Source organism: Nocardioides sp. S5 (assembly GCF_017310035.1).
Taxonomy (GTDB): Bacteria; Actinomycetota; Actinomycetes; order Propionibacteriales; family Nocardioidaceae; genus Nocardioides.
In genome coordinates this window covers 3002110-3025045 of sequence record NZ_CP022296.1, presented here as the reverse complement: position 1 = coordinate 3025045, position 22936 = coordinate 3002110, and the positions used below count along the sequence as shown (strand labels likewise).

At 71.8% G+C, this 22936-nt stretch carries 24 protein-coding genes; 15 read left to right on the top strand and 9 right to left on the bottom strand.

The genetic code is table 11. From position 1 onward, the window contains the following. Positions 1-88: 88 nt before the first annotated feature. The 3 genes from CFI00_RS14950 to CFI00_RS14940 are packed head-to-tail and all read left to right on the top strand — an operon-like array spanning position 89 to position 2096. Positions 89-526 carry an SRPBCC family protein gene (locus tag CFI00_RS14950; RefSeq protein ID WP_207081885.1) on the top strand — a complete coding sequence of 146 codons (438 nt, stop codon included), beginning with the start codon at positions 89-91 and terminating at the stop codon, positions 524-526. A gap of 14 nt (positions 527-540) precedes the next feature. After that, a complete protein-coding gene (locus CFI00_RS14945; protein ID WP_207081884.1) occupies positions 541-1713 on the top strand; it encodes an ArsA family ATPase in 1173 nt (390 codons plus the stop codon). Continuing rightward, the gene (locus CFI00_RS14940) at positions 1710-2096 is read left to right on the top strand and encodes a hypothetical protein (protein WP_207081883.1); all 387 of its coding nucleotides are present in this window, start codon (positions 1710-1712) and stop codon (positions 2094-2096) included. Before CFI00_RS14945 ends, CFI00_RS14940 begins: the two co-directional genes overlap by 4 nt. A 10-nt stretch (positions 2097-2106) precedes the next feature. Here CFI00_RS14940 and CFI00_RS14935 read toward each other — a convergent pair whose 3' ends face one another. Next, positions 2107-3399 (bottom strand): TadE/TadG family type IV pilus assembly protein, encoded by a 1293-nt coding sequence (locus CFI00_RS14935; RefSeq protein WP_277988304.1) that lies wholly within the window; start codon positions 3397-3399, stop codon positions 2107-2109. Continuing rightward, the gene (locus CFI00_RS14930; protein WP_207081881.1) at positions 3390-3806 is read right to left on the bottom strand and encodes a TadE/TadG family type IV pilus assembly protein; all 417 of its coding nucleotides are present in this window, start codon (positions 3804-3806) and stop codon (positions 3390-3392) included. The genes CFI00_RS14935 and CFI00_RS14930 overlap by 10 nt, the downstream gene beginning before the upstream one ends. Before the next feature lie 213 nt (positions 3807-4019). On the opposite strand from CFI00_RS14930, the gene CFI00_RS14925 reads away from it, so the two are divergent. Further along, a complete protein-coding gene (locus CFI00_RS14925; protein WP_242532416.1) occupies positions 4020-4979 on the top strand; it encodes an ROK family protein in 960 nt (319 codons plus the stop codon). On the opposite strand, the gene CFI00_RS14920 is transcribed toward CFI00_RS14925, so the two are convergent. Next, complete coding sequence (locus tag CFI00_RS14920; RefSeq protein ID WP_207081879.1) at positions 4964-6199, bottom strand: TIGR00300 family protein; 1236 nt, start codon at positions 6197-6199, stop codon at positions 4964-4966. The two genes, CFI00_RS14925 and CFI00_RS14920, sit on opposite strands and share 16 nt — an antisense overlap. A 75-nt stretch (positions 6200-6274) precedes the next feature. After that, positions 6275-6754 carry a hypothetical protein gene (locus CFI00_RS14915; RefSeq protein ID WP_207081878.1) on the bottom strand — a complete coding sequence of 160 codons (480 nt, stop codon included), beginning with the start codon at positions 6752-6754 and terminating at the stop codon, positions 6275-6277. Positions 6755-6837: 83 nt separating this feature from the next. On the opposite strand from CFI00_RS14915, the gene CFI00_RS14910 reads away from it, so the two are divergent. Genes CFI00_RS14910 through CFI00_RS14890 form a run of 5 tightly spaced genes read left to right on the top strand, consistent with a single transcriptional unit; the run spans position 6838 to position 10761 of the window. Beyond that, positions 6838-7650, top strand: coding sequence for an alpha/beta fold hydrolase (locus CFI00_RS14910; RefSeq protein WP_242532415.1), 813 nt, complete (start codon positions 6838-6840; stop codon positions 7648-7650). A gap of 9 nt (positions 7651-7659) precedes the next feature. Next, complete coding sequence (locus tag CFI00_RS14905) at positions 7660-8412, top strand: lysophospholipid acyltransferase family protein (protein ID WP_207081877.1); 753 nt, start codon at positions 7660-7662, stop codon at positions 8410-8412. Continuing rightward, positions 8409-9563, top strand: a complete 1155-nt coding sequence (locus CFI00_RS14900) for a DUF5931 domain-containing protein (protein ID WP_207085549.1) — start codon at positions 8409-8411, stop codon at positions 9561-9563. Before CFI00_RS14905 ends, CFI00_RS14900 begins: the two co-directional genes overlap by 4 nt. A gap of 4 nt (positions 9564-9567) precedes the next feature. Continuing rightward, positions 9568-10077, top strand: a complete 510-nt coding sequence (locus CFI00_RS14895) for a flavin reductase (RefSeq protein ID WP_207081876.1) — start codon at positions 9568-9570, stop codon at positions 10075-10077. A gap of 36 nt (positions 10078-10113) precedes the next feature. Then, positions 10114-10761 (top strand): response regulator transcription factor, encoded by a 648-nt coding sequence (locus tag CFI00_RS14890; protein WP_207081875.1) that lies wholly within the window; start codon positions 10114-10116, stop codon positions 10759-10761. Positions 10762-10778: 17 nt separating this feature from the next. Here CFI00_RS14890 and CFI00_RS23880 read toward each other — a convergent pair whose 3' ends face one another. After that, positions 10779-10904 carry a hypothetical protein gene (locus CFI00_RS23880; RefSeq protein ID WP_277988303.1) on the bottom strand — a complete coding sequence of 42 codons (126 nt, stop codon included), beginning with the start codon at positions 10902-10904 and terminating at the stop codon, positions 10779-10781. 162 nt (positions 10905-11066) lie between these two features. On the opposite strand from CFI00_RS23880, the gene CFI00_RS14885 reads away from it, so the two are divergent. From CFI00_RS14885 to CFI00_RS14875, 3 genes are read left to right on the top strand one after another with little or no spacing between them, the layout of a single operon-like run. After that, positions 11067-11969, top strand: coding sequence for an arylamine N-acetyltransferase (locus tag CFI00_RS14885; RefSeq protein ID WP_207081874.1), 903 nt, complete (start codon positions 11067-11069; stop codon positions 11967-11969). Next, positions 11966-12421, top strand: a complete 456-nt coding sequence (locus CFI00_RS14880; protein WP_207081873.1) for a GNAT family N-acetyltransferase — start codon at positions 11966-11968, stop codon at positions 12419-12421. The genes CFI00_RS14885 and CFI00_RS14880 overlap by 4 nt, the downstream gene beginning before the upstream one ends. Positions 12422-12430: 9 nt before the next feature. Beyond that, the gene (locus CFI00_RS14875; RefSeq protein ID WP_207081872.1) at positions 12431-13336 is read left to right on the top strand and encodes a hypothetical protein; all 906 of its coding nucleotides are present in this window, start codon (positions 12431-12433) and stop codon (positions 13334-13336) included. A gap of 13 nt (positions 13337-13349) precedes the next feature. Here the strand turns inward: CFI00_RS14875 and glpK are convergent, their stop codons facing one another. Together glpK and CFI00_RS14865 are read right to left on the bottom strand one after the other, a co-directional pair. Then, positions 13350-14819, bottom strand: coding sequence for a glycerol kinase GlpK (gene glpK, locus CFI00_RS14870; protein ID WP_207081871.1), 1470 nt, complete (start codon positions 14817-14819; stop codon positions 13350-13352). Next, complete coding sequence (locus tag CFI00_RS14865; protein ID WP_207081870.1) at positions 14816-15661, bottom strand: DUF1028 domain-containing protein; 846 nt, start codon at positions 15659-15661, stop codon at positions 14816-14818. Before CFI00_RS14865 ends, glpK begins: the two co-directional genes overlap by 4 nt. 68 nt (positions 15662-15729) lie before the next feature. Between CFI00_RS14865 and CFI00_RS14860 the strand changes: the two genes are divergently transcribed. Then, entirely contained in the window at positions 15730-16968 is a 1239-nt protein-coding gene (locus CFI00_RS14860) for an MFS transporter (RefSeq protein WP_207081869.1), read from the top strand. Between the two features lie 209 nt (positions 16969-17177). Here the strand turns inward: CFI00_RS14860 and CFI00_RS14855 are convergent, their stop codons facing one another. Next, positions 17178-18374: a pyrophosphate--fructose-6-phosphate 1-phosphotransferase gene (locus tag CFI00_RS14855; protein WP_207081868.1), complete on the bottom strand. Its 1197-nt coding sequence runs from the start codon at positions 18372-18374 to the stop codon at positions 17178-17180. 167 nt (positions 18375-18541) lie between these two features. Here CFI00_RS14855 and CFI00_RS14850 point away from each other — a divergent pair, with 167 nt between their 5' ends. Beyond that, a complete protein-coding gene (locus tag CFI00_RS14850) occupies positions 18542-20005 on the top strand; it encodes an APC family permease (protein WP_207081867.1) in 1464 nt (487 codons plus the stop codon). Between the two features lie 79 nt (positions 20006-20084). Further along, positions 20085-21524 (top strand): metallophosphoesterase, encoded by a 1440-nt coding sequence (locus CFI00_RS14845; protein ID WP_207081866.1) that lies wholly within the window; start codon positions 20085-20087, stop codon positions 21522-21524. Positions 21525-21551: 27 nt separating this feature from the next. Here the strand turns inward: CFI00_RS14845 and CFI00_RS14840 are convergent, their stop codons facing one another. Beyond that, complete coding sequence (locus CFI00_RS14840) at positions 21552-22784, bottom strand: helix-turn-helix domain-containing protein (RefSeq protein WP_207081865.1); 1233 nt, start codon at positions 22782-22784, stop codon at positions 21552-21554. Positions 22785-22936: the final 152 nt, after the last annotated feature.

Here is a 22936-nt window from a genome sequence, read left to right as displayed (position 1 = left end):
CCGGCTTGCCGGGCGAGCAGCCCGAGCCTCACAGCCGCTTGCGGCACGAGGTCCTGAACACGTCCGGGCGGTGGGCTAGGCTCCGGCCATGGCCGAACAGACCTCCTCGTCGATCACGATCGATGCTCCTCCGGCCGACGTCATGGCCGTCATCGCCGACTTCGAGTCCTACCCTGAGTGGGCCAAGGGCGTGCAGGTGGCCGAGGTGACCGAGGCCGGGACCGGCGGTCGTGCCGAGCAGGTCTACTTCTCCCTCGACGTCTCGCCCATCAAGGACGAGTACACCCTCGCCTACGACTGGGACGCCGACCGCGAGGTGACCTGGACCCTGGTCGAGGGCAACATGCTCAAGGCCCTCGACGGCGCCTACACGCTGGTCGACCACGGCGACGGCAGCACCGAGGTGACCTACCGCCTCGCCCTCGACGTGAGCATCCCGCTGATCGGTATGCTGAAGCGTAAGGGCGAGAAGATCCTCATCGACACCGCGCTGAAAGGCCTCAAGAAGCGCGTCGAGTCACTCTGACGCCCGGGTCCGGCGTGCGGATCCTCCTCTTCACCGGCAAGGGCGGCGTCGGCAAGTCGACGCTCGCCGCGGCCACGGCCTGCCGTACGGCGTCCGCCGGGCACCGGACCCTGGTGCTGTCTACGGACGCGGCGCACTCGCTGGCGGACGCCCTCGACGTCCTGGCCACGAGCGAGCCGACCGAGGCGGCGCCGAACCTCTGGGTGCAGCACGTCGACGCCCAGCAGCGCTTCGAGCAGTCGTGGCGCGACATCCAGGGTTACCTGCTGAGCGTGCTCGACGTGGCCGGGGTCGACCCTGTAGCCGCCGAGGAGCTGACCGTCATCCCGGGGGCCGAGGAGGTGCTGGCCCTCCTCGAGGTCCGGACCCAGGCGCGGTCGGGGGAGTGGGACGTCCTGGTTGTGGACTGCGCCCCGACGGCGGAGACGCTGCGCCTGCTCGCGCTGCCCGAGGCGCTCGGCTGGTACATGACGCGGGTGCTGCCCGTGGAGCGCCGCGTCGTGAAGGCCCTCAAGCCCGTGCTTTCGCGCGCGGCCGGCGTGCCGATGCCGGGCGACTCGGTCTTCGACGCCATCGAGCGCCTGCACGCCGAGCTCGACGACGTACGCACGCTCCTGACGGGGCCGGACGCGTCGGTGCGCCTCGTGCTGACCCCGGAGTCGGTGGTGCTCGCCGAGGCCCGCCGCGCCTACACCTTCCTCACGCTCTTCGGCTACGCCGTCGACGCGGCAGTGGTGAACCGCGTCTTCCCTGAGGGCGGGGCGGACGCCTGGCGTACGACCTGGGTCCGGGCGCAGCAGCAGGTGCTGGCCGACGCGGCCGACTCCTTCGCGGGGCTGGACCTGCGCACGTCGGTCTACCGCGACATCGAGCCGGTCGGCCGCGCCGAGCTGCTCGAACTGGCGGGCGCCGTCTACGGCGGTGACGACCCGCTGGCGCGACGGGCGGGACGCCCGCCCCTGGACGTACGCCAAGAGGCTGGCGGTCGTGTCCTGGCGCTGCCCCTGCCGCTGGCCAGCCGGGACGACGTACGCCTCGCGCGCAAGGGCGACGAGCTGGTCGTCTCGGTCGCGTCGTATCGTCGCCTGCTGACGCTTCCCCCCGGGCTGGCTCGGCTCCGCGTGGCGGGGGCGCGCGTGCAGGACGGGGAGCTCCAGGTCAGGTTCGTCGACGAGGAGACCACGTGAGTGAGCCGGGGGACCCATACGAGGTCGGGTCGTTGGGCGAGGAGGCCGCCAAGCTCTTCGGCGCCCTCTCCGGCTGGGCGCGTGAGCACGTCGGAGACGCGGGAGAGGGGTTGTCGGGGTTCGCGGCCCACGCCGCAGCCACGGTGCACGACCTCGACGACCACCTGTCGACGGGATCGGCCAAGTGCACGGTGTGCCCCCTCTGCCGCACGGTCCATGCTGTACGCCGGTTGAGCCCGGAGGTCAAGGGCCACCTGAGCGGCGCGGCGGAGTCGCTCGCCCACGCCGCGGCCGCCTTCATGGCGACGGTCGAGAACCAGCAGCCTTCAGCGGCAGACGTCCAGCACATCGACCTCGACGACGACTGGCCAGCGGACGGTTGATGTCGCCGGATCACTGATCCAGGTGCAGGTTGTTGGGCGGCAGCTGCACGTTGGCGCCCTGCACGTAGGTGGACGTGAGGCATGACGGGTTGCCGTCAAACCCGAGATCCTTCACGATGATCAGCGCGTTGGTGTTGCTGCACCCGTTGCCGCTCATGCGGAGCTCGATGGACTGGCCGTAGATGGTGCCGGAGAATGCGCCAAGCCCGTTGCCGTGCAGGTGCGCCTCCTCAGTGTTGTTGCGGTCGAACCACAACGCCATGCCCTTGTAGTTCCCCGTCGTCGGCGCCGTGATCGACAGCACGCCATTGCCTCCGGTGTCGATCGTGCCGCCGTCCTCGCCGCCCTGCGCGCACGCTGTGACCGAACTGGTGGTGCCGCACGCGAAGAAGAGGGTCACGCCAGTGCCGGCGATGGTGCCGCCGGAGCCGCCCATCTTCCACAGGCCAGTGATCACATAGAGGCCCGGCGACAGGTTGCACGTACCTCCGTTGACAGTGAGATCTCCGTAGATTCCGGGGCCCGAGGTGCACGGGTCCGACCCAGCCGTGAGCCCGGACATGTCGGGGCGCTCGTAGTAGTCCTCGAGCGGATCTGCGATGGCATTGGCGCCGGTCGTCGGCGCGGGTTGATAGCTGCTCGACGGACCGGTTGCAGTGCCCTCGACGGTGATCTCGCCGTTCGTGGCCACGAGCCCGTTGGCAGATGCGTTGACATTGCCGTTGAAGTGGATGTCTGCACCCGTGACGGTGACGTCACCGTTCTGGATGTCGTGCGTCGAGCCACTACCGAGGACGCACAGGCCGCAGTCGCTCGCACTGTCCCTCTCGATCGTGGCCCGCGCCGTCGCGGACACCGCGAGTTCATTGACTCCGATGACGCGGGCGAACGAGGTGCCGACGGTGCGGGTCGGGATCACTACTCGTACGCGTGCTCGTGAGGTCGTCACCTCGAAGGAGATGCACGGTGTCCCAGAACTGATCGGTAGCGGCGTCGAGTCGGAGCACGACGCCCAGTCCGCATTCGAGAGCCCCAGGTTCTGGGTCGCGTAGCTCTTGACCGCGTCTCGTGCCGCGTTGTAGTCCGGCGTGGTCGGGTTCGCGGCGAACAGAACGTTGCCCCCAGCCAGCGCGGACGCGTCGGCGGTGGCTTGCACGGTTCGACGTTCGGCGCGGCCCATGCCCAGGTCTACAACGAGCGCCGACACGATGAACAGGACGATGGCCAGGATGGCGACCAACACTAGGACAGCACCGCGCTCGTCGCGAGGGCTCCGAGTGCGGCTCCGGGGGATCAGCACCATGACCAGTCTCCGGTATCCGCGGTCGAGAGGGCCCCTGAGGGCGGCAAGGTCTGTGTCTCGATCGACATCTCGACCCGCGAACGAAGATTGTCAGGCAAGGGGACGAAATTGATCAACCCTGGGTTGGGAATCGAGGCGCAGACGATGAGGGGTGCGCCTCGCTCCCACTTGTTCCCGGGAACATAGATCTTCACAGACGCAGTGCCTGTGATGGCCCCGATCTCCGCCTTGGCCTGTGTCTTCAGGGTCTCGAGCGTTGCGCCACTCCCAAAGTCGGAGACAACGCCCTGCCGGGCCGCTTCGCGAATCCCGTTTCGGGTGCTTACTGAATCGTTGAAGACCAGTCCGTAGTCGATGATCCCGCAGAGCAGTGCAGCGAGAAGAGGTACGACGAGCGCGAACTCCACCGCGGAGGCACCTCGCTCGGTGCGTCCGTGGATATGTGTGCGCCTGCGCATGAAGTCCCCTTCTCCGAACTGTCCGCCTGTCACCGTACGAGTCGGTGGTCCGGCTGTCGCTGGAATGACGGCACTTCGGCCGGGTGGTGACGGAAGATGGTCAGAAGTGACTAGACCGATGACCCGATCGGCCCATGGAGCGGGTGCGCGAGGATGAGCGCCATGAGCGAGGGCGTCGTGGTCGGTGTGGACATCGGTGGCACCAAGGTGCTGGCCGGCGTGGTCCGGGCCGACGGATCGGTGACCCAGACCGCGCGCCGTACGACACCGGGGCGGCGCGTCGTCGCCAGCCAGGTCGAGGACGCGCTGGTCGCCGCGGTCCAGGACGCGGCTGCGGGGAGCCTGCTCGCCGGTGTCGGGGTCGCCGCCGCCGGCTTCGTGGACTCGCGTGGCGAACGGGTGATGTTCGCACCGCACCTGCCGTGGCAGGGGGAGCCCCTGCGCGACCTGCTGGAGGCGCGCCTGGGCTGCCCGGTGCTGCTCGACAACGACGCCAACTGCGCGGCCCGTGCGGAGGCCCACCACGGCGCGGCCGGGGGAGCGTCGTCGGCGCTGATGATCACGATGGGCACCGGCATCGGCGGTGCCGTGCTCGTCGGCGGCGAGGTGCTCCGCGGCGCCAACGGCATGGCTGGGGAGTTCGGGCACATGCAGGTCGTCCCGGACGGCCAGCCCTGCGAGTGCGGACGCCGAGGCTGCTGGGAGCAGTACTCCTCCGGCAACGCCCTCGTCCGCAACGCCCGCACGCTGATGGCCGAGCAACCGTCGGTGCTGTCCGACATGAGCGGCGGCCACCCCGACCGGGTGACGGGACCGATGGTCACCGCGGCGGCCGAGGAGGGCGACCTCGTCGCGCGGCGCGCGTTCGCCTCCGTGGGGGACTGGCTCGGGGTGGGCACCGCGAACCTCGTGGCCGCGCTGGACCCCGAGGTGGTCGTGATCGGCGGTGGGGTGTCGGCGGCCGGCGACAAGCTGCTGGACCCGGCCCGGGCAGCGCTGCGGCGTACGCTCGTGGGCGCCGCGCACCGCAGCGTGCCCGCCCTCGTCGCCGCCCGTCTTGGGCCCGAGGCAGGCATGGTGGGAGCGGCGCTCCTGGTGGCCGGACCTCAGTCGCGCGGGTAGCCCGGCACCAGCTCGAGCGCGAGCTGCTCGAGGAAGAGCCCGACGTCGGTCACGATGCCGCGGCCCCGGCTGGTGCCGCGGTCGACGATCCGGGTCACCGTGGCCGGGTCCAGGTCGACGCACACGAGCGGCACCGACGCCGGCAGGATGCTGACAGTGGCGATCGCGTGCAGCTGCGCGGCCAGCATCAGGCAGTAACCCACGTCGCGGATCTCGGCCCGCATCGCACGCTGTCCTGCGAGCACGTCGGTGTGGACGTCCGGCAGTGGTCCGTCGTCGCGCACCGAACCGACGAGCACGAACGGCTTCCGGTCCGTGACCAGTGCGTGCATGATCCCGCTCGTCAGGGTGCCCTCGGCCACCGCCGCCTCGATCGAGCCAGCCTTGCGGATGGTGTTGAGGGCGCGCACGCGGTGCTCGTGGCCGTGCTCGCCGCCCTGGGTGGACACCTCGACACCGATGCTCGTGCCGTAGAGAGCGGTCTCGATGTCGCGCGTGGCGAGTGCGTTGCCGGCGAAGAGCACGTCGACGAACCCCGCACGGACGAGGGCGACCAGCGCGGGGACGGCCCCGGTGTGGACCACCCCCGGCCCGACGACCCAGAGCAGCCGCTTGCCGTCGGCGCGCGCCTGTCGCATGCCGTCGGCGACCTGGCGCACGAGCACGGCCTGCGGGCGCTCGCCCGCGAGCTCGGCCTCGACGGTGGCGAACCTGTCGACCCCGTCGTCGCGGTCCGGGACCGACACCTTGATGCCGGCCGTGCCGACGACGACGCGCATGCCGGTGCGGACGTCGGTCATCGGGACGGTGCGGACCCGCAGGGCCGGTGGCGAGGGGTCCACGACGAGCCCGCAGTCCATCTCGGGGTTCTCCACGTCGTGCCACGCGCCGTCGATGTGCACGCGCGTGTCGAGGTTCGTGGTGGCGTAGAAGCCGTCCGGGAGGACCCCGTCGCGCTCGGCTGGGCACGTCGAGGCCTCTGCCAGGCTCATCGGGTTGACCCCACGGGTCTGCAGGCGCATCAGGAGCCGCTGGAGCGACTCGTCGTCGTCGGCCTCGACGGTGATGCGCGCGCTGCTGGGGTCGTGGGTCTCGTGGCCGACCTCGAACTGGTCGAGGACGTAGTCGCCGCCGTAGTCGCGGATGTCGTCGAGGATGCGCGACAGGATGCCGGTGTCCATGAGGTGGCCCGTGACCTCCACCGTCTCCTTCGCACCCACCGTCGTGACCCTACTCCCGGGCCGCTCCTGAGGGGTTGTCCGTCCCGGTGGACTGATCCACCCGGCGGGGAGTGCTCAGACGCGCGAGCCGTCGTCCCACGGGTCGCGCCCGCGCGGCATCTCGTGGACGAGGTAGGCGAACCCTCCGACGAACCACCCCACGAGCGCCCAGCCGACCAGTGGTGTCACCCACAGCGAGAACAGCGCGACCACGAGGGCGAGGAGCGGGGCGACGAAGATGCCTGCCCAGGCCAGCCCGCGCTGCCAGGTCCGAGGGACCGGGAAGGGCGGCGCGGGCGGGGGGCGGAAGCGCTCCGCCTCGGCGATCGCCCGCTCGCGGATCTCGACCTCGTCGTCGTCGACGAGGTGGTCCGGGAGGGGTGCGTCTGCGCCGCCCGGTGCCTCGGCCTCGGCGTCGGTAGAGGAGGCGGAGGAGGGGGTGGCGGGCGAGGACCCGGACGCGTCGTCGTCGGGCAGCACGACGCGCTCGCCGTAGTTGTCGACGATCTCGCGCCACGCCAGCTCGGTGCGGCTCTCGTCGCCTGGCGTCGTCACGCGGCAACGGTACCCGCACCCCCAGCAGGACCTCAGTCGGTTTCGCACCTCGAACCGGGGCCGGAGTGGTGCACACTGTGCGCGTGAGGATCCCCTTCCGTGGCGCCCAGGAGGCGCCCCTCGACCCCGCACTGGTCGCTCCGATGTCCACCGCCGCCAGGCCCGAGCTCACCGGCGGGCGCCGCATCGGCGTACTGGTGCAGCACGGCTTCACCGGCAACCCGGTCTCCATGCGGCCCTGGGCCGAGGACCTCGCCGCCCGCGGCTACGCGGTCGAGATGCCGCTGCTGCCGGGGCACGGGACGCGCTGGCAGGACCTCAACAAGGTGACGTGGGCGGACTGGGTCGCCACCGTCGAGGGCGCGCTCGACAAGCTGGCGGCGGAGAACGACGCGGTCGTCGCCGTCGGGTTGTCCATGGGCGGCGCGCTGTGCCTGCGCCTGGCGGCCGACCACGGCGACCAGCTCGCCGGCATCGTGATCGTCAACGCCGCCGTCGACACGCTGCGCAAGGACGTCAAGCTGCTGCCGGCGCTCAAGCACCTCGTGCCCGGCTTCCCCGGGATCGCGAACGACATCAAGAAGCCCGGAGCGGACGAGCACGGCTACCCCACGACGCCCCTGAAGGCGGCCGCCTCGATGTTCGCCGGCTACGCCGAGCTGCGTCGCGACCTGCCGCGGATCACGATCCCGGTGCTGTTCTTCCGCTCGGCCGAGGACCACGTCGTGGACATCTCGTCCTCGCGCGCGCTCAACGCCGGCCTGTCCTCGAAGGACTTCGAGGAGCGCGTGCTCGAGGACAGCTATCACGTCGCCACCCTCGACAACGACGCCCCGCGGATCTTCGCGGAGTCGGCGGAGTTCATCGAGCGGGTCACCGCCGAGCAGCAGGGATAGTCTCGGCCCGTGCTCTATTGGTTCCTGAAGTGGATCGCCCTCGGGCCGGTGCTGCGACTCGTCTTCCGGCCCAAGGCCTTCGGCGTCGGCCACGTGCCGGAGGAGGGTCCGGCCATCCTCGCCAGCAACCACCTGTCCTACGCCGACTGGCTGTTCATGCCGCTCACGCTCAACCGGCGCGTCACCTTCGTGGCCAAGGCGGAGTACTTCACCTCGCCCGGCATCAAGGGCTGGTTCCAGAAGAAGTTCTTCTCCGGCGCCGGCCAGGTGCCGATCGACCGCTCCGGCGCCAACGCCGCTGAAGGGGCCATGAAGTCCGCGATGAAGATCCTCGCCGAGGGCGACCTCTTCGGGATCTACCCCGAGGGCACCCGCTCGCACGACGGCAAGCTCTACCGCGGCAAGACCGGCGTCGCCCGCCTCGCGCTCGAGACCGGTGCACCGGTGATCCCGTGCGCGGTCGTCGGCACCGACGTGGTCGCACCGGCAGGCAAGGTCTACGGGTCGTGGACGCGTCCGGTGGTGAGGTTCGGCAAGCCGCTCGACTTCTCGCGCTACGCCGGGATGGAGAACGACCGCTACATCCTGCGTTCGATCACCGACGAGATCATGTACGAGATCATGCGGCTCTCGGGCCAGGAGTACGTCGACCTCTACGCCAGCAAGGCCAAGGAGCTCGACAAGGAGAAGGCCCGCAAGGCGGCCGCAGAGCAGGTCGAGCGGGACAAGGCCGGCAGCGGGCCGGAGCAGAAGGCGTCCTGACCACGCGCGGGGGGTCGCCGGCAGCGGAGCCGCGGACCGACTCGGCCTTCGCCGTCGAGGACCGGCTCTACGCAGCGCTCGCGCTGGTGCGTGTGGTGGTCACGCTCAACATGGTCGGCCTCAACGCCTACCGCCGCGACAACTTCGACCACCCCACGGTCGGCCTGGCGATCGTGGTAACGCTCGCCCTCTGGACGGGCGTCGCGATCTGGCTCTACCACGACCGCGCACGGCGTACGCCTGCGCTGCTGCTCGTCGACCTGGCCATCGTGCTGGCTGCGATGGCGGTGACGCCGTGGGTGAAGTCGCCCGACTTCAACGTCACCATCCCGGGCTTCTGGGTGATGGGCGCCCTGCTTGCCTGGGCCATCCACTGGCACTGGCGCGGCGGCCTCGTCGCCGCCGTCCTCATCGCCGCCTCCGACCTCCTGCCGCGCTCGGAGGTCGACCAGGGCATCTACGGCAACGTCTTCCTGATCCTCATCGGGGGGCCGATCGTCGGCTTCATGTGCGCCTCGCTCCAGCGGATGGCGCGCGAGCGTGACGCCGCCGAGCGCGCGGCCGCGGCCGCGGAGGAGCGCACCCGGCTGGCGCGAGCCGTGCACGACGGGGTGCTCCAGGTGCTGGCGATGACGCAGCGGCGCGGGGCGGCGGCCGGCGGGGAGTGGGCCGAGCTCGGCAGGCTCGCGGGGGAGCAGGAGAGGAGCCTGCGCTCGCTCATCCGCCAGCAGGACACCGTGCCGGCGGCCACCGGCGGCCGGGTCGACCTGGCCGGGGCGCTGGAGGCGATGGCGACCGCGCACCCGGTGCGCGTCGAGGTGGCCACGCCGGGAGGTGCGGTGCTCGTCGACGCGCACGTGGTGTCCGAGACCGTCGCGGCCGTGCGCGCGTGCCTGGACAACGTCGCGGCGCACGCGGGCGACGGTGCGGCTGCGTGGGTGCTGGCGCAGGCGGGTCGCGACGAGATCACGGTCTCGGTGCGTGACGACGGCCCCGGCATCGACCCGGGGCGCCTCCGGGAAGCGGCTGCGGAGGGACGGCTGGGCGTGGTGTCGTCGATCGCGGGCCGCATCGAGGAGCTCGGTGGCACCGCGACGGTCCAGAGCGGGTCGTGGGGGACCGAGTGGGAGCTGACGGTCCCGCTAGCGTGAACGGGTGACCATCCACCCGGGCCACCCGTTCCCGACCCCCGACGACCCCGTACGCCGCCTGCGCGGACGGATCGGCGCAACCGTGTCGCTGTGGACGGCCGGCACCTCCGACGACGACCGGGCCGGGCTGACGGTGTCGTCGTGGCTGGTGGCGGGCGGCGAGCCCGGTCGGGTGCTGGGTCTGCTCGACCCCGACGCCGACCTCACCGACGTGCTGCTCGGGACCGGACGCGGGGTCGTCCAGGTGCTCGGCTGGCCGGACCGCGACCTGGCCGACGTCTTCGCGGGCACCGCACCTGCGCCCGGCGGCCCGTGGCGGACCACCGGGTGGGAGTGGACCGACCACGGCCCGCGCCTGGCGCACGCGACCACGTGGGCCACGGTGGAGGTCGAGCAGGACGTCGAGGTCGGGTGGTCGCGACTGGTGACCTGCGTGCTGCGCGAGGTCGAGGTCGGCGACGACGACGCGCCGCTCGTCCACCGGCGGGGTCGTTACCTCCCTCCGGGTGACTAGGAGGTCTACGATCTCCTCAACTTCGGAGGGGGAGCCATGGTGAGGGTGATGGTGGTCGACGACCACCCGATGTGGCGCGATGCCGTCGAGCGCGACCTGCAGGCCGCCGGGCACGACGTCGTGGCGGTCGCGTCCAACGGCCGTGAGGCGATGGCGCGCTTCCCCGCGTCCGCGCCGCAGGTCGTCGTGCTCGACCTCCAGCTGCCGGACCACAGCGGGGTGCAGGTCACGAGCATGATGCTCGAGCACGACCCGACCGCGCGGGTGCTGATCCTGTCGGCGAGCGGCGAGCAGGCCGACGTCCTCGAGGCGATCAAGGCCGGTGCCACCGGCTACCTGGTGAAGTCTGCGTCCAGCGCCGAGCTCATCGACGCGGTCACCCGTGTCGCCGACGGCGACACCGTCTTCACGCCCGGCCTCGCCGGGCTGGTCCTCGGCGAGTTCCGCCGCATCGCCGACGGTCCGGCCGACGACCCTCGCGACCAGCTCACCGAGCGCGAGACCGAGATCCTCAAGATGGTCGCCACCGGCATGAGCTACAAGCAGATCGCCGCGCGGCTGGTGCTCTCGCACCGCACGGTGCAGAACCACGTCCAGAACACGCTGCGCAAGCTGCAGATGAACAACCGCGTCCAGCTCACCCGCTGGGCCATCGAGCACGGCCTCGACGAAGGCCCTGCCTGACGCAGGGCCGCGCCGGGTCAGCCGACGCCGACGCTCGTCCCGGGATGCGGCGCGCTCGCCTCGGACCTCGCCTGCGAGCTGGCAGCACTCAGTCCCAGCACCGCGAGCAGCGTGGCCAGGCACGAGAGAACGAGTCGGCGCATCTGTCTTCACCCCTGTCGAACGACCCCTGGTCCGGGGACTGTCTCCACCTGAACACCGGCGCAGAAGTGGCTCAACCCCGATATGGGGTACGCCCCGGCCCGACGCCCCTCTGCGGGTACGTTGCGGCGGCAGACGTACGGCGGAGCGCGGAGGAGGACGACATGGACGGCACGGCACCGGAGGAGCTCCTCGAGCGCTACCTCGCCAGGATCGGCCTCGACGCACCTCCGGCGGTAGGACTGGCCGGGCTGCAGGAGCTGCACCGTGCGCACGTCGCGCGGATCCCCTACGACAACCTCTCCACGATGCTCGACCGGCCCGACCCGGCCGATCCGGCCTCGGCTGTCGCCCGGGCGGCGTCCGGGGCGCGCGTCGGCTACTGCTTCCAGCAGAACGCCGCGCTGGAGACGCTGCTGACGGCGCTCGGGTTCGCAGTGAGTCGCCGGCACGGCCACGTCTGGACGCGTCCCGAGGACGAGCTCGGCACGCGCCTGAATCACCTCGTCCTGGTCGTGTCGGGGCTGCCGTCGACCGGCAACCCCGGTGGTCACTGGTGGGTCGACGCCGGTCTGGGGGAGGGCTTCGCCGAGCCGCTGCCGCTCGTGCGGGGTGAGCACGAGGTGGACGGCTGGACCTTCCGGATCGGCGCCGGCTTCGGCGCGCAGGCCGCCGGGCGTCCCACCGGTCCTGCTGCGTGGACCTACCACCACTTCCCGGACGGGGGCCTGCGCGGCGTCGTGGTGACGTCGCGCGACCACTCCGCCGACGCCGTCGCCGAGTCGCACCGCTGGTTGACCACGGCCGACGAGTCGCCCTTCCGTCGCTTCGTCGTGGTGCAGCGCATCGAGCGGGGCGTGCAGCGGGCCGTGCGCAACCTCGTGCAGCAGGTGACGACCCCGACGGGTCGTGAGGCGCGCGACCTGACGTCGTACGACGACTGGCGCGGCGCGCTGGTCGACGACCTCCTGCTGCCCGTGGCCGACGTGACCTCCGAGGAGTGGTCCGGCCTGTGGGAGCACGCGCTGGCGTCGCACCGCGCGTGGGACGAGGCGGGCCGCCCGTGACGTCGGCCCGCAGGCAGTGGCGCCGCGCCACCTCGGACGACGTGGTCGCGCTGCGCGACCTCGAGCGCGCGGCCAGCCGCGCCGGGCTCGCGCACGTCTTCGGCGCCCTGCCCTACCCCGACGACGACGTGCTGGCGCGGTGGGTGCTGCTCCTCGACGACCCGGAGGTCGTCGTGGAGGTCGTCGAGGACGACGCCGGGCTGGTCGCCCTGGCAGCGCACGACGGCAGCAGCCTGCGCCACCTGGCCGTGCGGCCGGACCACTGGGGCAGCGGCCTGGGACGCGAGGGCTTCGCCCGGGCCGAGGCCGCGGGTGCCCGCCGGCTGTGGGTGCTGGCGGACAACGGCCGGGCGCGGGCGCTCTACGAGTCGTGCGGCTGGCGACCCAGCGGGACGAGCCAGGAGTGCCCGTGGCCACCCTTCCCCACCGAGCTCGAGTACGCCGCTCCCTAGGATCGAGCCATGCCGGAGACCAGGCACGACCCGCTGCTGGAGATCGCCGACGACCTCTACGCGCTCCCGCTCGCCGACTTCACGCCCGCGCGCGACGCCCTGGCCAAGGAGCACAAGGCCGACAAGCACCTCGCGGCGGCGATCAAGGGCCTGCGCAAGGCCTCGGTCGCGGCCTGGGTGGTGAACCTGCTGGTCCGGCGAGACCCCGACCAGGTCGACCAGGTGCTCGCCGTCGGCGTCGCCCTGCGTGACGCGCAGGACAACCTCGACGCCGCACAGCTGAAGGAGTTCACCAAGCAGCGTCGCCAGCTGACGGCATCGGTGACCACCACCGCGCGGCGGATGGCGCGCGAGGAGGGCGTGAAGACCACGCAGGCGGTCGCCGACCAGGTCGAGGCGACGCTGACCGCGGCCATGCTGGAGCCCGACGCGGCGAAGGCGGTGCGCAGCGGGCTGCTCGTCACGGCGATCGCCGCCACCGGTCTCGGCGACCTGGACCTGGGCGGCGCGGTCGCCGTGCCGGAGGCCCTCGGCTTCAGCGCCACCGCCCGGCCCGCGGCCCCGCCGGACCCCGCGCGCCGGCCCCAGCTGCACGTCGTGCCCGACCCGGACGCCGACAAGAAGGCGCGGGCGGCCGCCGACGCGCGCGTCGCCGAGGCGCGCGCTGCGTTGGGGGAGGCCGAGAAGGAGCACCGTTCCACGCGTCGCACGGTCGAGAAGCTGCGGGCGCGGACGCTGCAGCTCCAGGCGGAGATCGACGAGCTGCGCGCCCGGATGGCCGACCTCGAGGCCGAGGTCGAGGAGGTCGACGACGAGCTCGACGAGGCGCAGGCGCTGCAGGAGGAGGCCCAGGAGGCCGTCGTCGCTGCGACGGCCGAGGTGGAGACGGCCCGCGCCGCGCGCGAGCGCCTGTAGCGATCCGCCCGGGCTACTCCGTCCAGCCCTTCGCGCGCTCGACGGCCCGGCTCCACAGCGCGTACGACGCGTCGAGCGCCCCGCGGTCGCCGCCGGGCTCGAAGCGTCGGTCGAGTGCCCAGGTCTCGCGCAGGTCGTCCGTCGAGCCCCACACGCCCGTGCCCAGCCCGGCGAGGAAGGCCGCGCCCAGGGCGGTGGTCTCCACGATCTCGGGCCGCTCCACCGCGCGCCCGACCTGGTCGGCCTGGAACTGGCAGAGCAGGTCGTTGGCGGCCGCGCCGCCGTCCACGCGAAGCGTGGTCAGCTCGGGCAGGGTCTCCAGCACGTCGCGCACCTCGAAGGCGATCGCCTCGAGGGTGGCGCGCACCAGGTGCGCGCGCGTCGTGCCGCGGGTGATGCCGATGATCATCCCGCGCGCGTGCGGGTCCCAGTGCGGAGCACCGAGACCGGTCAGCGCCGGCACGAACACCACGCCGTCGGTGTCATCGACCGTCTGCGCGATGGCGGCGGTCTCGGCGGCGTTGCCGACGATCTGCAGGCCGTCACGCAGCCACTGCACCGCCGACCCGGTCACGAAGATCGCGCCCTCGAGGGCGTACGTCATCTCACCCTCGGGGGAGCGCCAGGCGGCGGTCGACAGCAGCCCGGCATCGCTGCGCACGACCGACGAACCGGTGTTGGTGAGGATGAAGGAGCCGGTGCCGTAGGTGCACTTCGACTCGCCGTCGGCGAAGCAGGTCTGGCCGAAGAGCGCCGACTGCTGGTCGCCGGCGATCCCCGCGATCGGCAGCGACAGGCCGAGGAAGGACTTCGGGTCGGTGGGGGCGACCTCGCCCCAGTTGGGGACCAGGTCGGGCAGTGCGTCGCGCGGCACCCCGAAGAGGCTGCACAGCTCCTCGGACCAGTCGCCCGCCTCGAGGTCGAAGAGCAGGGTGCGGCAGGCGTTGGAGACGTCCGTGACGTGCCAGGTGCCGCGCGTCATCCGGGCGATGAGGTAGGAGTCGACCGTGCCCACGGCGTAGCGCCCCGACTCGACGAGCGCCCACGTGTGGGGTTCGTTCTCGGCGAGCCACATCAGCTTCGTGCCCGAGAAGTAGGGGTCCAGCCGGAGGCCGGTCAGCTCGGCGACGCGGTCCTCGTGGCCCTCCTCGCGCAGCCGGTCGCAGATCGAGGCCGTACGCCGGTCCTGCCAGACGATGGCGCGGCGCGGGGAGCCGAGCGTCTCGCGGTCCCAGAGCACGATCGTCTCGCGCTGGTTGGTGATGCCGACCGCGGTGAGCTCGGAGCCGTCGACCTTGCCGAGCACCTCGCGGGTGGCCTCCAGGGTGGCCTGCCAGATCTCCTCCGCCGAGTGCTCGACCCATCCCGGCTGGGGGAAGTGCTGGCGGAACTCCTGGTAGCCCTTGGCCTGGATCCGACCGTCGGGGGTGACGACCACGGCGGTGACTCCCGTGGTGCCCGCGTCGATCGCCAACACGCTCATACGGCGTCCTCCTCGCCGCGGATGATCGCCAGGATCCGTCGGTCGATCCACTCCGGGCGCGCGCCGGGGCTGACACGCATCTCGTAGTTACCCGACCCGACCCACATGTGGAAGCTGTCCTTGCCGTCAGCCTTGGCCAGCGCCTCGAGCTCCATCATCAGCGCGTCGTCGACCGGCACCTGCTCCTCGGGCGTCGACGCGGTGAGGTAGAGCTCGTTGAGGTCGACCAGCCGGGCCAGCTCGGCGACGGGCTCGGTGTGGTCGTCGACCCGCAGGTCGACCGCGACGTCGTCGTGACCGCCGTAGCCCGCGCCGTCGCGCACGACGAGCAGTGCCGCCGACTGTCGCCCACGGCTGTCGCCGCCCGCGTCGTCACCCGCGGCGAGCGCCTCGAGCAGGCGCCGCTCGAGCGGGCGGTCGGCCGAGGCGAGCCAGGCGCGCTCCATCGCCTCCACCACCTCGGGGCCGGTGAGGATGTTGCCCTGGATGGCGTAGCCACCGCGCTCGCCGCTGCGGCCGGTGGTCCCGCCGGCCCACGCGAAGCACTCCGAACCGGTCCACGTGGCGGCGTTGCCGTCGGAGTCGACGACGCCGGCCTGCCGGTGCTCGCGACCCTCGTCCTCCTCGAGCAGCCGGTCGAGGGCGACCTGCGCGGTGGCGCCCTCGTCGAGGTGGGCGAGGGCGAGGTACTTGTAGGCGATGTTGGCGTCAGCCTGGGTGGCGATGGCACCCACCCCCGCGGCCGCCGCCGGCACCGCGGAGCCCACGGCCAGGAACTTGGAGGCCACCGCGACACCCCAGGACTCGCCGTCGTCGGACCGGGCCACGATCGAGAAGGTCATGTGCCGAACATAGCGGCAGCCAGGCACGAGCTGCCGCTGTGTCAGACCCGGGTGCGAGGATGCGCTCCGTGCTGACCCGTCTCGGATTCCCCCGCGTCGGGGAGCACCGCAGGTTCGTCACGGCCATCGTCGCCGACACCGTCGGCAGCGGGCTGTTCATGCCGATGACGTTGCTCTACTTCCTCGCGATGACCGACCTGTCGCTGGTGCAGATCGGGTCGGCGTTGTCGCTGTCGGCCCTGCTCACCATGCCGGGCGCCTTCGTCATCGGCAGCCTGGTCGACCACTTCGGCCCACGCCGGATGATGCTCGTGGGCAACCTCGTCCAGGCGGTCGGCATGCTGGCCTACCTCTGGGCCGACTCGCTGCTGGTGGTCGCGCTGTGGACGACGCTGCTCAACATCGGCCGCCAGGCCTTCTGGGGGTCGTTCGGCAACGTCGTCGCCGCCATCTCGGCGCCGGGGGAGCGCGAGCTGTGGTTCGGCTTCCTCCAGGCGGTCCGCAACCTCGGCTACTCGGTCGGCGGCGTGCTGGCCGGAGTCGCCCTGCAGGTCGGCACGGACCTGGCCTACCAGTCGGTGGTGGTGCTCAACGCCCTGACGTTCGTCGTGGCCTTCGTGCTCCTGCTCGACGTGCCCGACCACCGCGTCGCGCGGGCGCACGACGCGCCCGTCGAGGGCTGGGGCGTCGTGCTGCGCGACCGGGCCTACCTCCGCCTCGTGCTCGGACAGCTCGGCTTCGTCGCCGGGATGATGGTGCTCAACTTCGCGCTGCCGGTCTACGCCGCCGAGACCATCGACCTGCCCGGCTGGGTGGTGGGGGCGATCTTCACCGTGAACACCGCGCTCGTCGGGCTCGGCCAGGGACTCGTCGTACGCCGCATGACCGGGCAGGTCCGCGCCCGGATGATGGGCCTGGCGCAGCTCGTCTTCGTCGCCAGCTACGTGCTCTTCGTCGTGGCCGGGTGGTTGCCGGTGTGGCTCGGCGTGGTCGTCATCCTCGTCGGCGCTGCCGTCTACACCTTCGGCGAGCTCACCGGCGGTCCGGTCTTCAGCGCCACCGCCGCCGAGGCTGCGCCCGACCACCTCCGCGGCCGCTACCTCGGCCTGTTCCAGCTCGGTTGGGGCCTCGGCGGCGCCGTGGCGCCGGTCGCGTTCACCTGGCTGCTCGCCCACGGACCGACCACGTTGTGGTCCGTGCTCGTGGTGATCGCCCTCGCCAGTGCGGCGTACCTCCAGACGCTGCCGCGGGTGCTGCCCGCGTCGGGCCTGCGGGTCACCCAGCGCGTGGAGGCGCCCCCGGCCTGATGGCGGCGGGAGGGCGCTGGCACGTGACCTACCCCGGCGCCAGGGTGGCGGCACCTGACGTACGCCGGCATCAGGGTGGCGGCAGACAACATGCGCGGGGCCGGAAACGATGTTGTGTGCCGCCACGGTGGACGCACGGGATGTCGTGTGCCGCCACCCCAGATCGGCACGAGGGGAGACAGCGGCACGAGGCCCCGGCGTGAGCGCCCTCAGGCTTGGCCGGTGCTCACCAGCAGCTCGGTGAACCACTCCTGCGAGTCGTCGAACGGCTTGTGCCCGGCGATCCGCTCGAACTCGATCGAGCGGAGCTCGTCACCGCGGTCCTCGTCGTGCCCGATGACGCCGGGGCGGCCGTCGAGGGCGCAGGTGACGGCCAGCTCGGCCATCTCCCGGATCAGCGCGAGGTCGGTCTCGTTGGCCGGTGCCGAGCGGGAGAAGTAGCCGGACTTCTGCACCATGTGCTTCTCGGCGCCGATCTCCTGGGAGAAGCGCTCGGCGAAGTAGCGTCCCGGGTTGATCGTGTCGATCTTGACGTGGCCGAAGGGGTCGCGCCCCACGGTCTCGCCGGCGGCCTCGAGGTCGGCGACGATGTCGTCGATGCCGGCCCCCTCGGCGAGGAAGATGTTGACGCAGCCGATCTCGTCCATGACCGCACGCAGGCGGGTCGCCTCCGCCGCGAGGTCGATGCCGCGCTCGGGGACGTAGACCGCGTGGATGGCCCACTTGCGGCCGTCGAGGCCGATGCCGGGCAGCCACTCCTGCCCCGCGTGCCACGCCATGTAGTCGCGCGCGGCGGCCGCGGTGAGCCAGCCGCTCGCGCGCCCCATCACCTCGTGCACGATGAGCATGCGCGGGTTCGAGCCGTGCTCGGCGAGCACGTTCTGCGCGAAGCGCGAGGCCTGCTCGGCCGCGGACTGGGCACCGAGGCTCTGGCGGATCGGGACGATGTCGTTGTCGATGGTCTTGGGCAGGCCCACGACGGTGAGCTCGGAGCCCTGCTCGCGGAGGTACGCCGCCAGGTCGGCCGCCGCGGTGTTGGTGTCGTCGCCGCCGATGGTGTGCAGCACGTCGACGCCGTCCGCCTGCAACCTTGCCGCGGCGACCTGCAGGGCCGTCTCGCCCTCGCCGATCAGCCCGCGCCTGCGGCAGTCGTCGTCGTTGGTGAGCTTGACCCGGCTGTTGCCGATCGGGCTGCCGCCGAAGCGGTGCAGCAGGGCGGCGCCCGCCCGCTCCTCGGGGCCGATCACGACGCTGGTGCCGGTGAGCAGGCCGTGGTAGCCGTGCTTGTAGGCGATCAGCTCGATGTCGGGGTCGGTGGCGTCGTAGGTCTCGATCAGGGCACCCACGGCGGAGGACAGGCACGGGGCGTAGCCACCGGCCGTCAGGAGTGCAACACGCTTCGGCATGGGAGCAGGGTAGTTTGATCGATCCAAGTGTGGAAGTCCGTCCACCGGGGCGTTCGAGGCCCGCGACGCGACCCCCGTCCACCCGCACGGTGGTTGCCCCGTCGCGCACCGTCGCGACATGGTGTGCTCTCACCGTGTCGTGGCACGGACCGACCAGGGGAGTCTCGATGAGTGCGACACAGGCCAGCCAGCAGGACACCAACGGGCCGGGGGAGACCGAGCTCAAGCGGGTCATCGGGCCCCGGTTGCTGCTGTTGTTCATCGTGGGCGACATCCTCGGCACGGGCGTCTACGCCCTCACCGGCAGCGTCGCCGGCGAGGTCGGCGGAGCCGCCTGGGCGCCGTTCCTCGTCGCCTTCGCGGTCGCGACCATCACCGCGTTCTCCTACCTCGAGCTCGTGACCCGCTATCCGCAGGCCGCCGGTGCCGCGCTCTACACGCACAAGGCCTTCGGCGTGCACTTCGTGACGTTCCTCGTCGCGTTCACCGTCATGTGCTCGGGCATCACCTCGGCCTCCACCGCCTCCAACGCGTTCGCCGGCTTCCTCAACGACGGCTTCGACCTCGGCTTCGAGGTCGGCGGCGTCGGCATCCTGGTCACGGCGCTCGCCTTCATGACCCTCGTGGCGGCGGTCAACTTCCGCGGTGTGGGGGAGAGCGTCAAGGCCAACGTCGTGCTCACCCTCGTCGAGCTGTCCGGCCTCCTGATGATCATCTTCATCGGTCTCTTCGCCGTGACCCAGGGCAACGCCGACTTCTCGCGCGTCGTGGTCTTCGACAGCCCCAGCGACAAGAGCACGTTCTTCGCGATCACGGCCGCGACGTCGCTGGCGTTCTTCGCGATGGTCGGCTTCGAGGACTCGGTCAACATGGCCGAGGAGTGCACGGACCCCGTCCGCGACTTCCCCAAGATGATGCTCACGGGCCTCGGGGTCACCGGCGTGATCTACATCCTGGTCTCGATCACCGCGGTCGCCCTCGTGCCGGTCGGCGACCTGACCGACCCCGACAAGGGTCAGGCCCTGACCCAGGTCGTGGCCGCCGGCGCCCCGGACTTCCCCTTCGACACGATCTTCCCGTTCATCGGCATGTTCGCCGTCGCCAACTCCGCCCTCATCAACATGCTGATGGCGAGCCGGTTGCTCTACGGCATGGCCAACCAGGACGTCCTGCCGCGTGTGCTCGGCAAGGTGCACCGCTCGCGTCGTACGCCGTGGGTCTCGATCCTGTTCACCACGGCCGTCTCCTTCGCCCTGATCATCTACGTCGTGCGGGCCAGCGCCTCGTCCGACGGCGCGTCGTCGGTGGCGCTGCTCGGCGGCACGACCGCGCTGCTGCTGCTGTGCGTCTTCGCCATCGTCAACATCGCGCTCATCGTCATCCGGCGCCGGCCCACCGACCAGGAGCACCCGCACTTCACGGCCCCGACCGTGCTGCCCTACGTCGGCGCGGTCACCTGCGCGTTCCTCGCGGGGCCGTGGGCACGCAGTGACGAGCAGCAGGAGCAGTACGTCATCGCCGGCTTCCTGCTCGCCGCGGGGATCGTGCTGTGGGCGCTCACCTGGCTGACCAACCGCGGCGTCCGGGCCAAGAAGACCGGGTTCCGCGACATCGACCATCTCGGCGAGTGAGCGAGGCCGCCGCGACACCGCCGGGTCCCGTGCCGGGTCCTGTGCCCGCAGGTCGCTCGCGCCGTCTACGGTTGGTCGAGTGACACGACGACCTCTCGGACCGCTCTCCGCGCTGCTGGTCGTCGGCGCGCTCTGCTGCACCACGCTCACCCCGCCGGCGGAGCCCGCCGGCGCGGCGCCGGGCTCCGACTACCCGCCGCCCACGATCGACACGGCCCCTCGTGAGGCACGCGAGACGCCCGCCGGGGCCGACGGTGAGGACGAGGACGGGTCGGAGCGGGAGCAGGTCGTGCCCCGCGCCGAGCCGCTCGTCGAGACGACGGCCCGCGGCCCGCGCGAGCGCCCCGCCATGCCACCCGCACCCGAGCTCACCGGTGGCTACCGCTTCATCTCCGCACCCGACTTCCTCAACCAGGACGTCGCCGACCTCACGGCGGACGGCCGCAAGCAGTACGTCGTCGAGGCGACCGGCCGGGTGGCCAACTCCACCAACGCCTCCTACGAGACGGCGCTGGACCGGGTGCTGGACGAGATGGCCGGCCACGGCACGCGTGACGTGCTGGTCGCCGGCGACCTGGTCGAGGGCCGCTGGGGACGCGACGACTCGCGCACCGGCGTCTTCGGCCCGGTCCGCACCCAGGCGCAGCGGCTGCGGGCCTGGCGGCGTGCCGCCGACGTCTACTACCCCGCGTGGCTCCAGCGCTTCGACGACCACGGGCTGAGGACCTATCCCGCCGTCGGCGACCACGAGGTCGGTGACGACCCGTGGCGGGTCCGTGGACGCCACCCGTGGGTGGACTTCAAGCGACGCCACGTGCCGGAGTTCAAGAAGATCTTCGCCGACCACGCGCTGAGCGGCAGCGACGGCCGCCCGCGGTTCGCCGATCGGCCCCGCCGCGGGCCGGCCCGGCACACGGCGTACGCCGTCCGCCTCGACGCCGACGTGCTGCTGGTGACGCTCGACGTCTTCGAGCGCCGCGGGGGAGACGTGCACATGTCCGTCGACGCCGCCCAGCTCGCCTGGCTCGAGCGCGTGCTCCGCAAGGCGCGCCGCGACGAGGTGCCGTGGGTGATGGTGCAGGGCCACACGCCGATGCCGGGCCCGGTCCGGGTCCGCAACTCCACGCACCTGGTCTACGAGAAGGGCCGGTCCTCGAAGCTGTGGCGGACGATGGTCGACGGAGGCGTCGACGTCTACCTCAGCGGCGAGGTGCACGACCAGACCGTCCGCCAGCGCGACGGCATCCTCGAGGTCTCGCACGGCTCGCTGTTCTACCGCGGGGAGGCGTCCTACGTCCTCGGCCAGGCGACGGCCGGGCGGCTGGTCCTGGAGAACCACCAGTTCCGGGGCACGGTCGGCTACGCCGACCGCCTGTGGACCACGTCGCGCCAGGGCGCGCCCGGGACGATCTCCTACCCGCTCCCGTCGGTCGTCACCGGCACCCTCGTCGCCAGCCGCACCCGCTCCGGCGGGCTGCGGGTCGAGGACGCCGCAGGCGTGCTCGCGCCGAGACGCTGACCCTGGTCCTGGTCCTGCCCCGGACCCTCAGGGCGCCTCGGCACGGACCAGGCGCACGGCCAGCAGCAGGTCGATGAGGTCCTCGACCCGGCGTACGTCGCAGCCGGTGCGCTCGGCGATCCGGTCGAGGCGGTAGTAGACGGTGTTGGCGTGCACGTGCAGGTGCATCGCGGTGAGCTTGGCGTTGAGGTCGTGGGAGACGTAGGTGCTGAGCGTCTCGACCAGGATCCCGCCGGTCGCGAGGTCCTCCTCGACGAAGGCCCGCACCTCGGGCGGCACGAGCCGTGCGTTCTTCTGGCTCGAGATGAGCAGGTCCAGGGTCGACATCTCGTCCATGGCGCGCACGCCGGCACGGCCGAGCAGCGAGCCCATCGCGGTCCGGGCGTCCTCGTAGGCCCAGGGGATCTCGCGGAACCCGGTGCGGGCAGAGCTGAGCCCCACGCTGGTCAGGATGCCGTCGCCGAGGAGCGAGACCACGGCCGTCCGGACGCCGTCCACGACCTGGACCGGCCCGTGGGGCCCCACCGGCAGCAAGGCCACCACCTCGTGGTGCCGCGCGACGACCATGCCCCGGCCGGCCACCGTGAGCGCCGCTCGCAGCCGGGCCCGCTGCTCGGCCCCGACCAGCTTGGAGGGCAGGGTCGCCACGAGGGCGACGAGGGGCTCGTCGTCGGCCAGACCCATCTGGGCCAGCGCCAGCTGGCGCTCCTCCACCGTCGGCGGCTTCCCGGCGAGCAGGTCCTCGAGGAGGTCACGGGCCAGGCGGGCGGAGTCGGCCAGCTGGTACTGCTGGGCCTCGAGGTAGGCCTCGGCTGCTGCGGTGCTCCCGACCTCGATCGTGCGCATCACCTGGTTGACGAGCAGGAGCGCGGCGTCCTTGGTCGAGGGCCACTCGTTGACGCCCGCGAGGATGTCGTCCCACAGGGTCAGCTGGCCCACGCGGAAGGCCTTCATGAAGTCGGACAGGGTGATGCCCAGCTCGACGCGGCGCATCGCGTGCTGCCCGCTCCAGGGGAAGTCGGACCTGAGCGGATGACGCCGCTCGTTGACGCTGGCGAGGAACGCGGCGAAGACCTGCCGGCAGTGGGCCTCGACGTCATCACGCAGTCCCGCGTCCGCTCGGGTGCCGTACGCCGGCACCTGGTGCCAGATCGTGTTGGTCGCGTCGTGCGCGATCACCGACTCGCGCCGCTGCACCCACTGGGCGAGCTTGTCCGCGCCGTGCGCCTCGCCGGCCAGCGCCACCGTCCCGTTCGTCACCGAGTCTCCCCTCGAGCTGATCGCCCATGGTGACTCGCGATCGCGGTTGCGCCACCCCCCCTCATCGCCTTGTGATCCGGTCACAGGGCGGGCGCCCGGGCCTTTGGGCCGACGACCAGTGACACCGACCGCACAGCGGGTCCACGATGTGA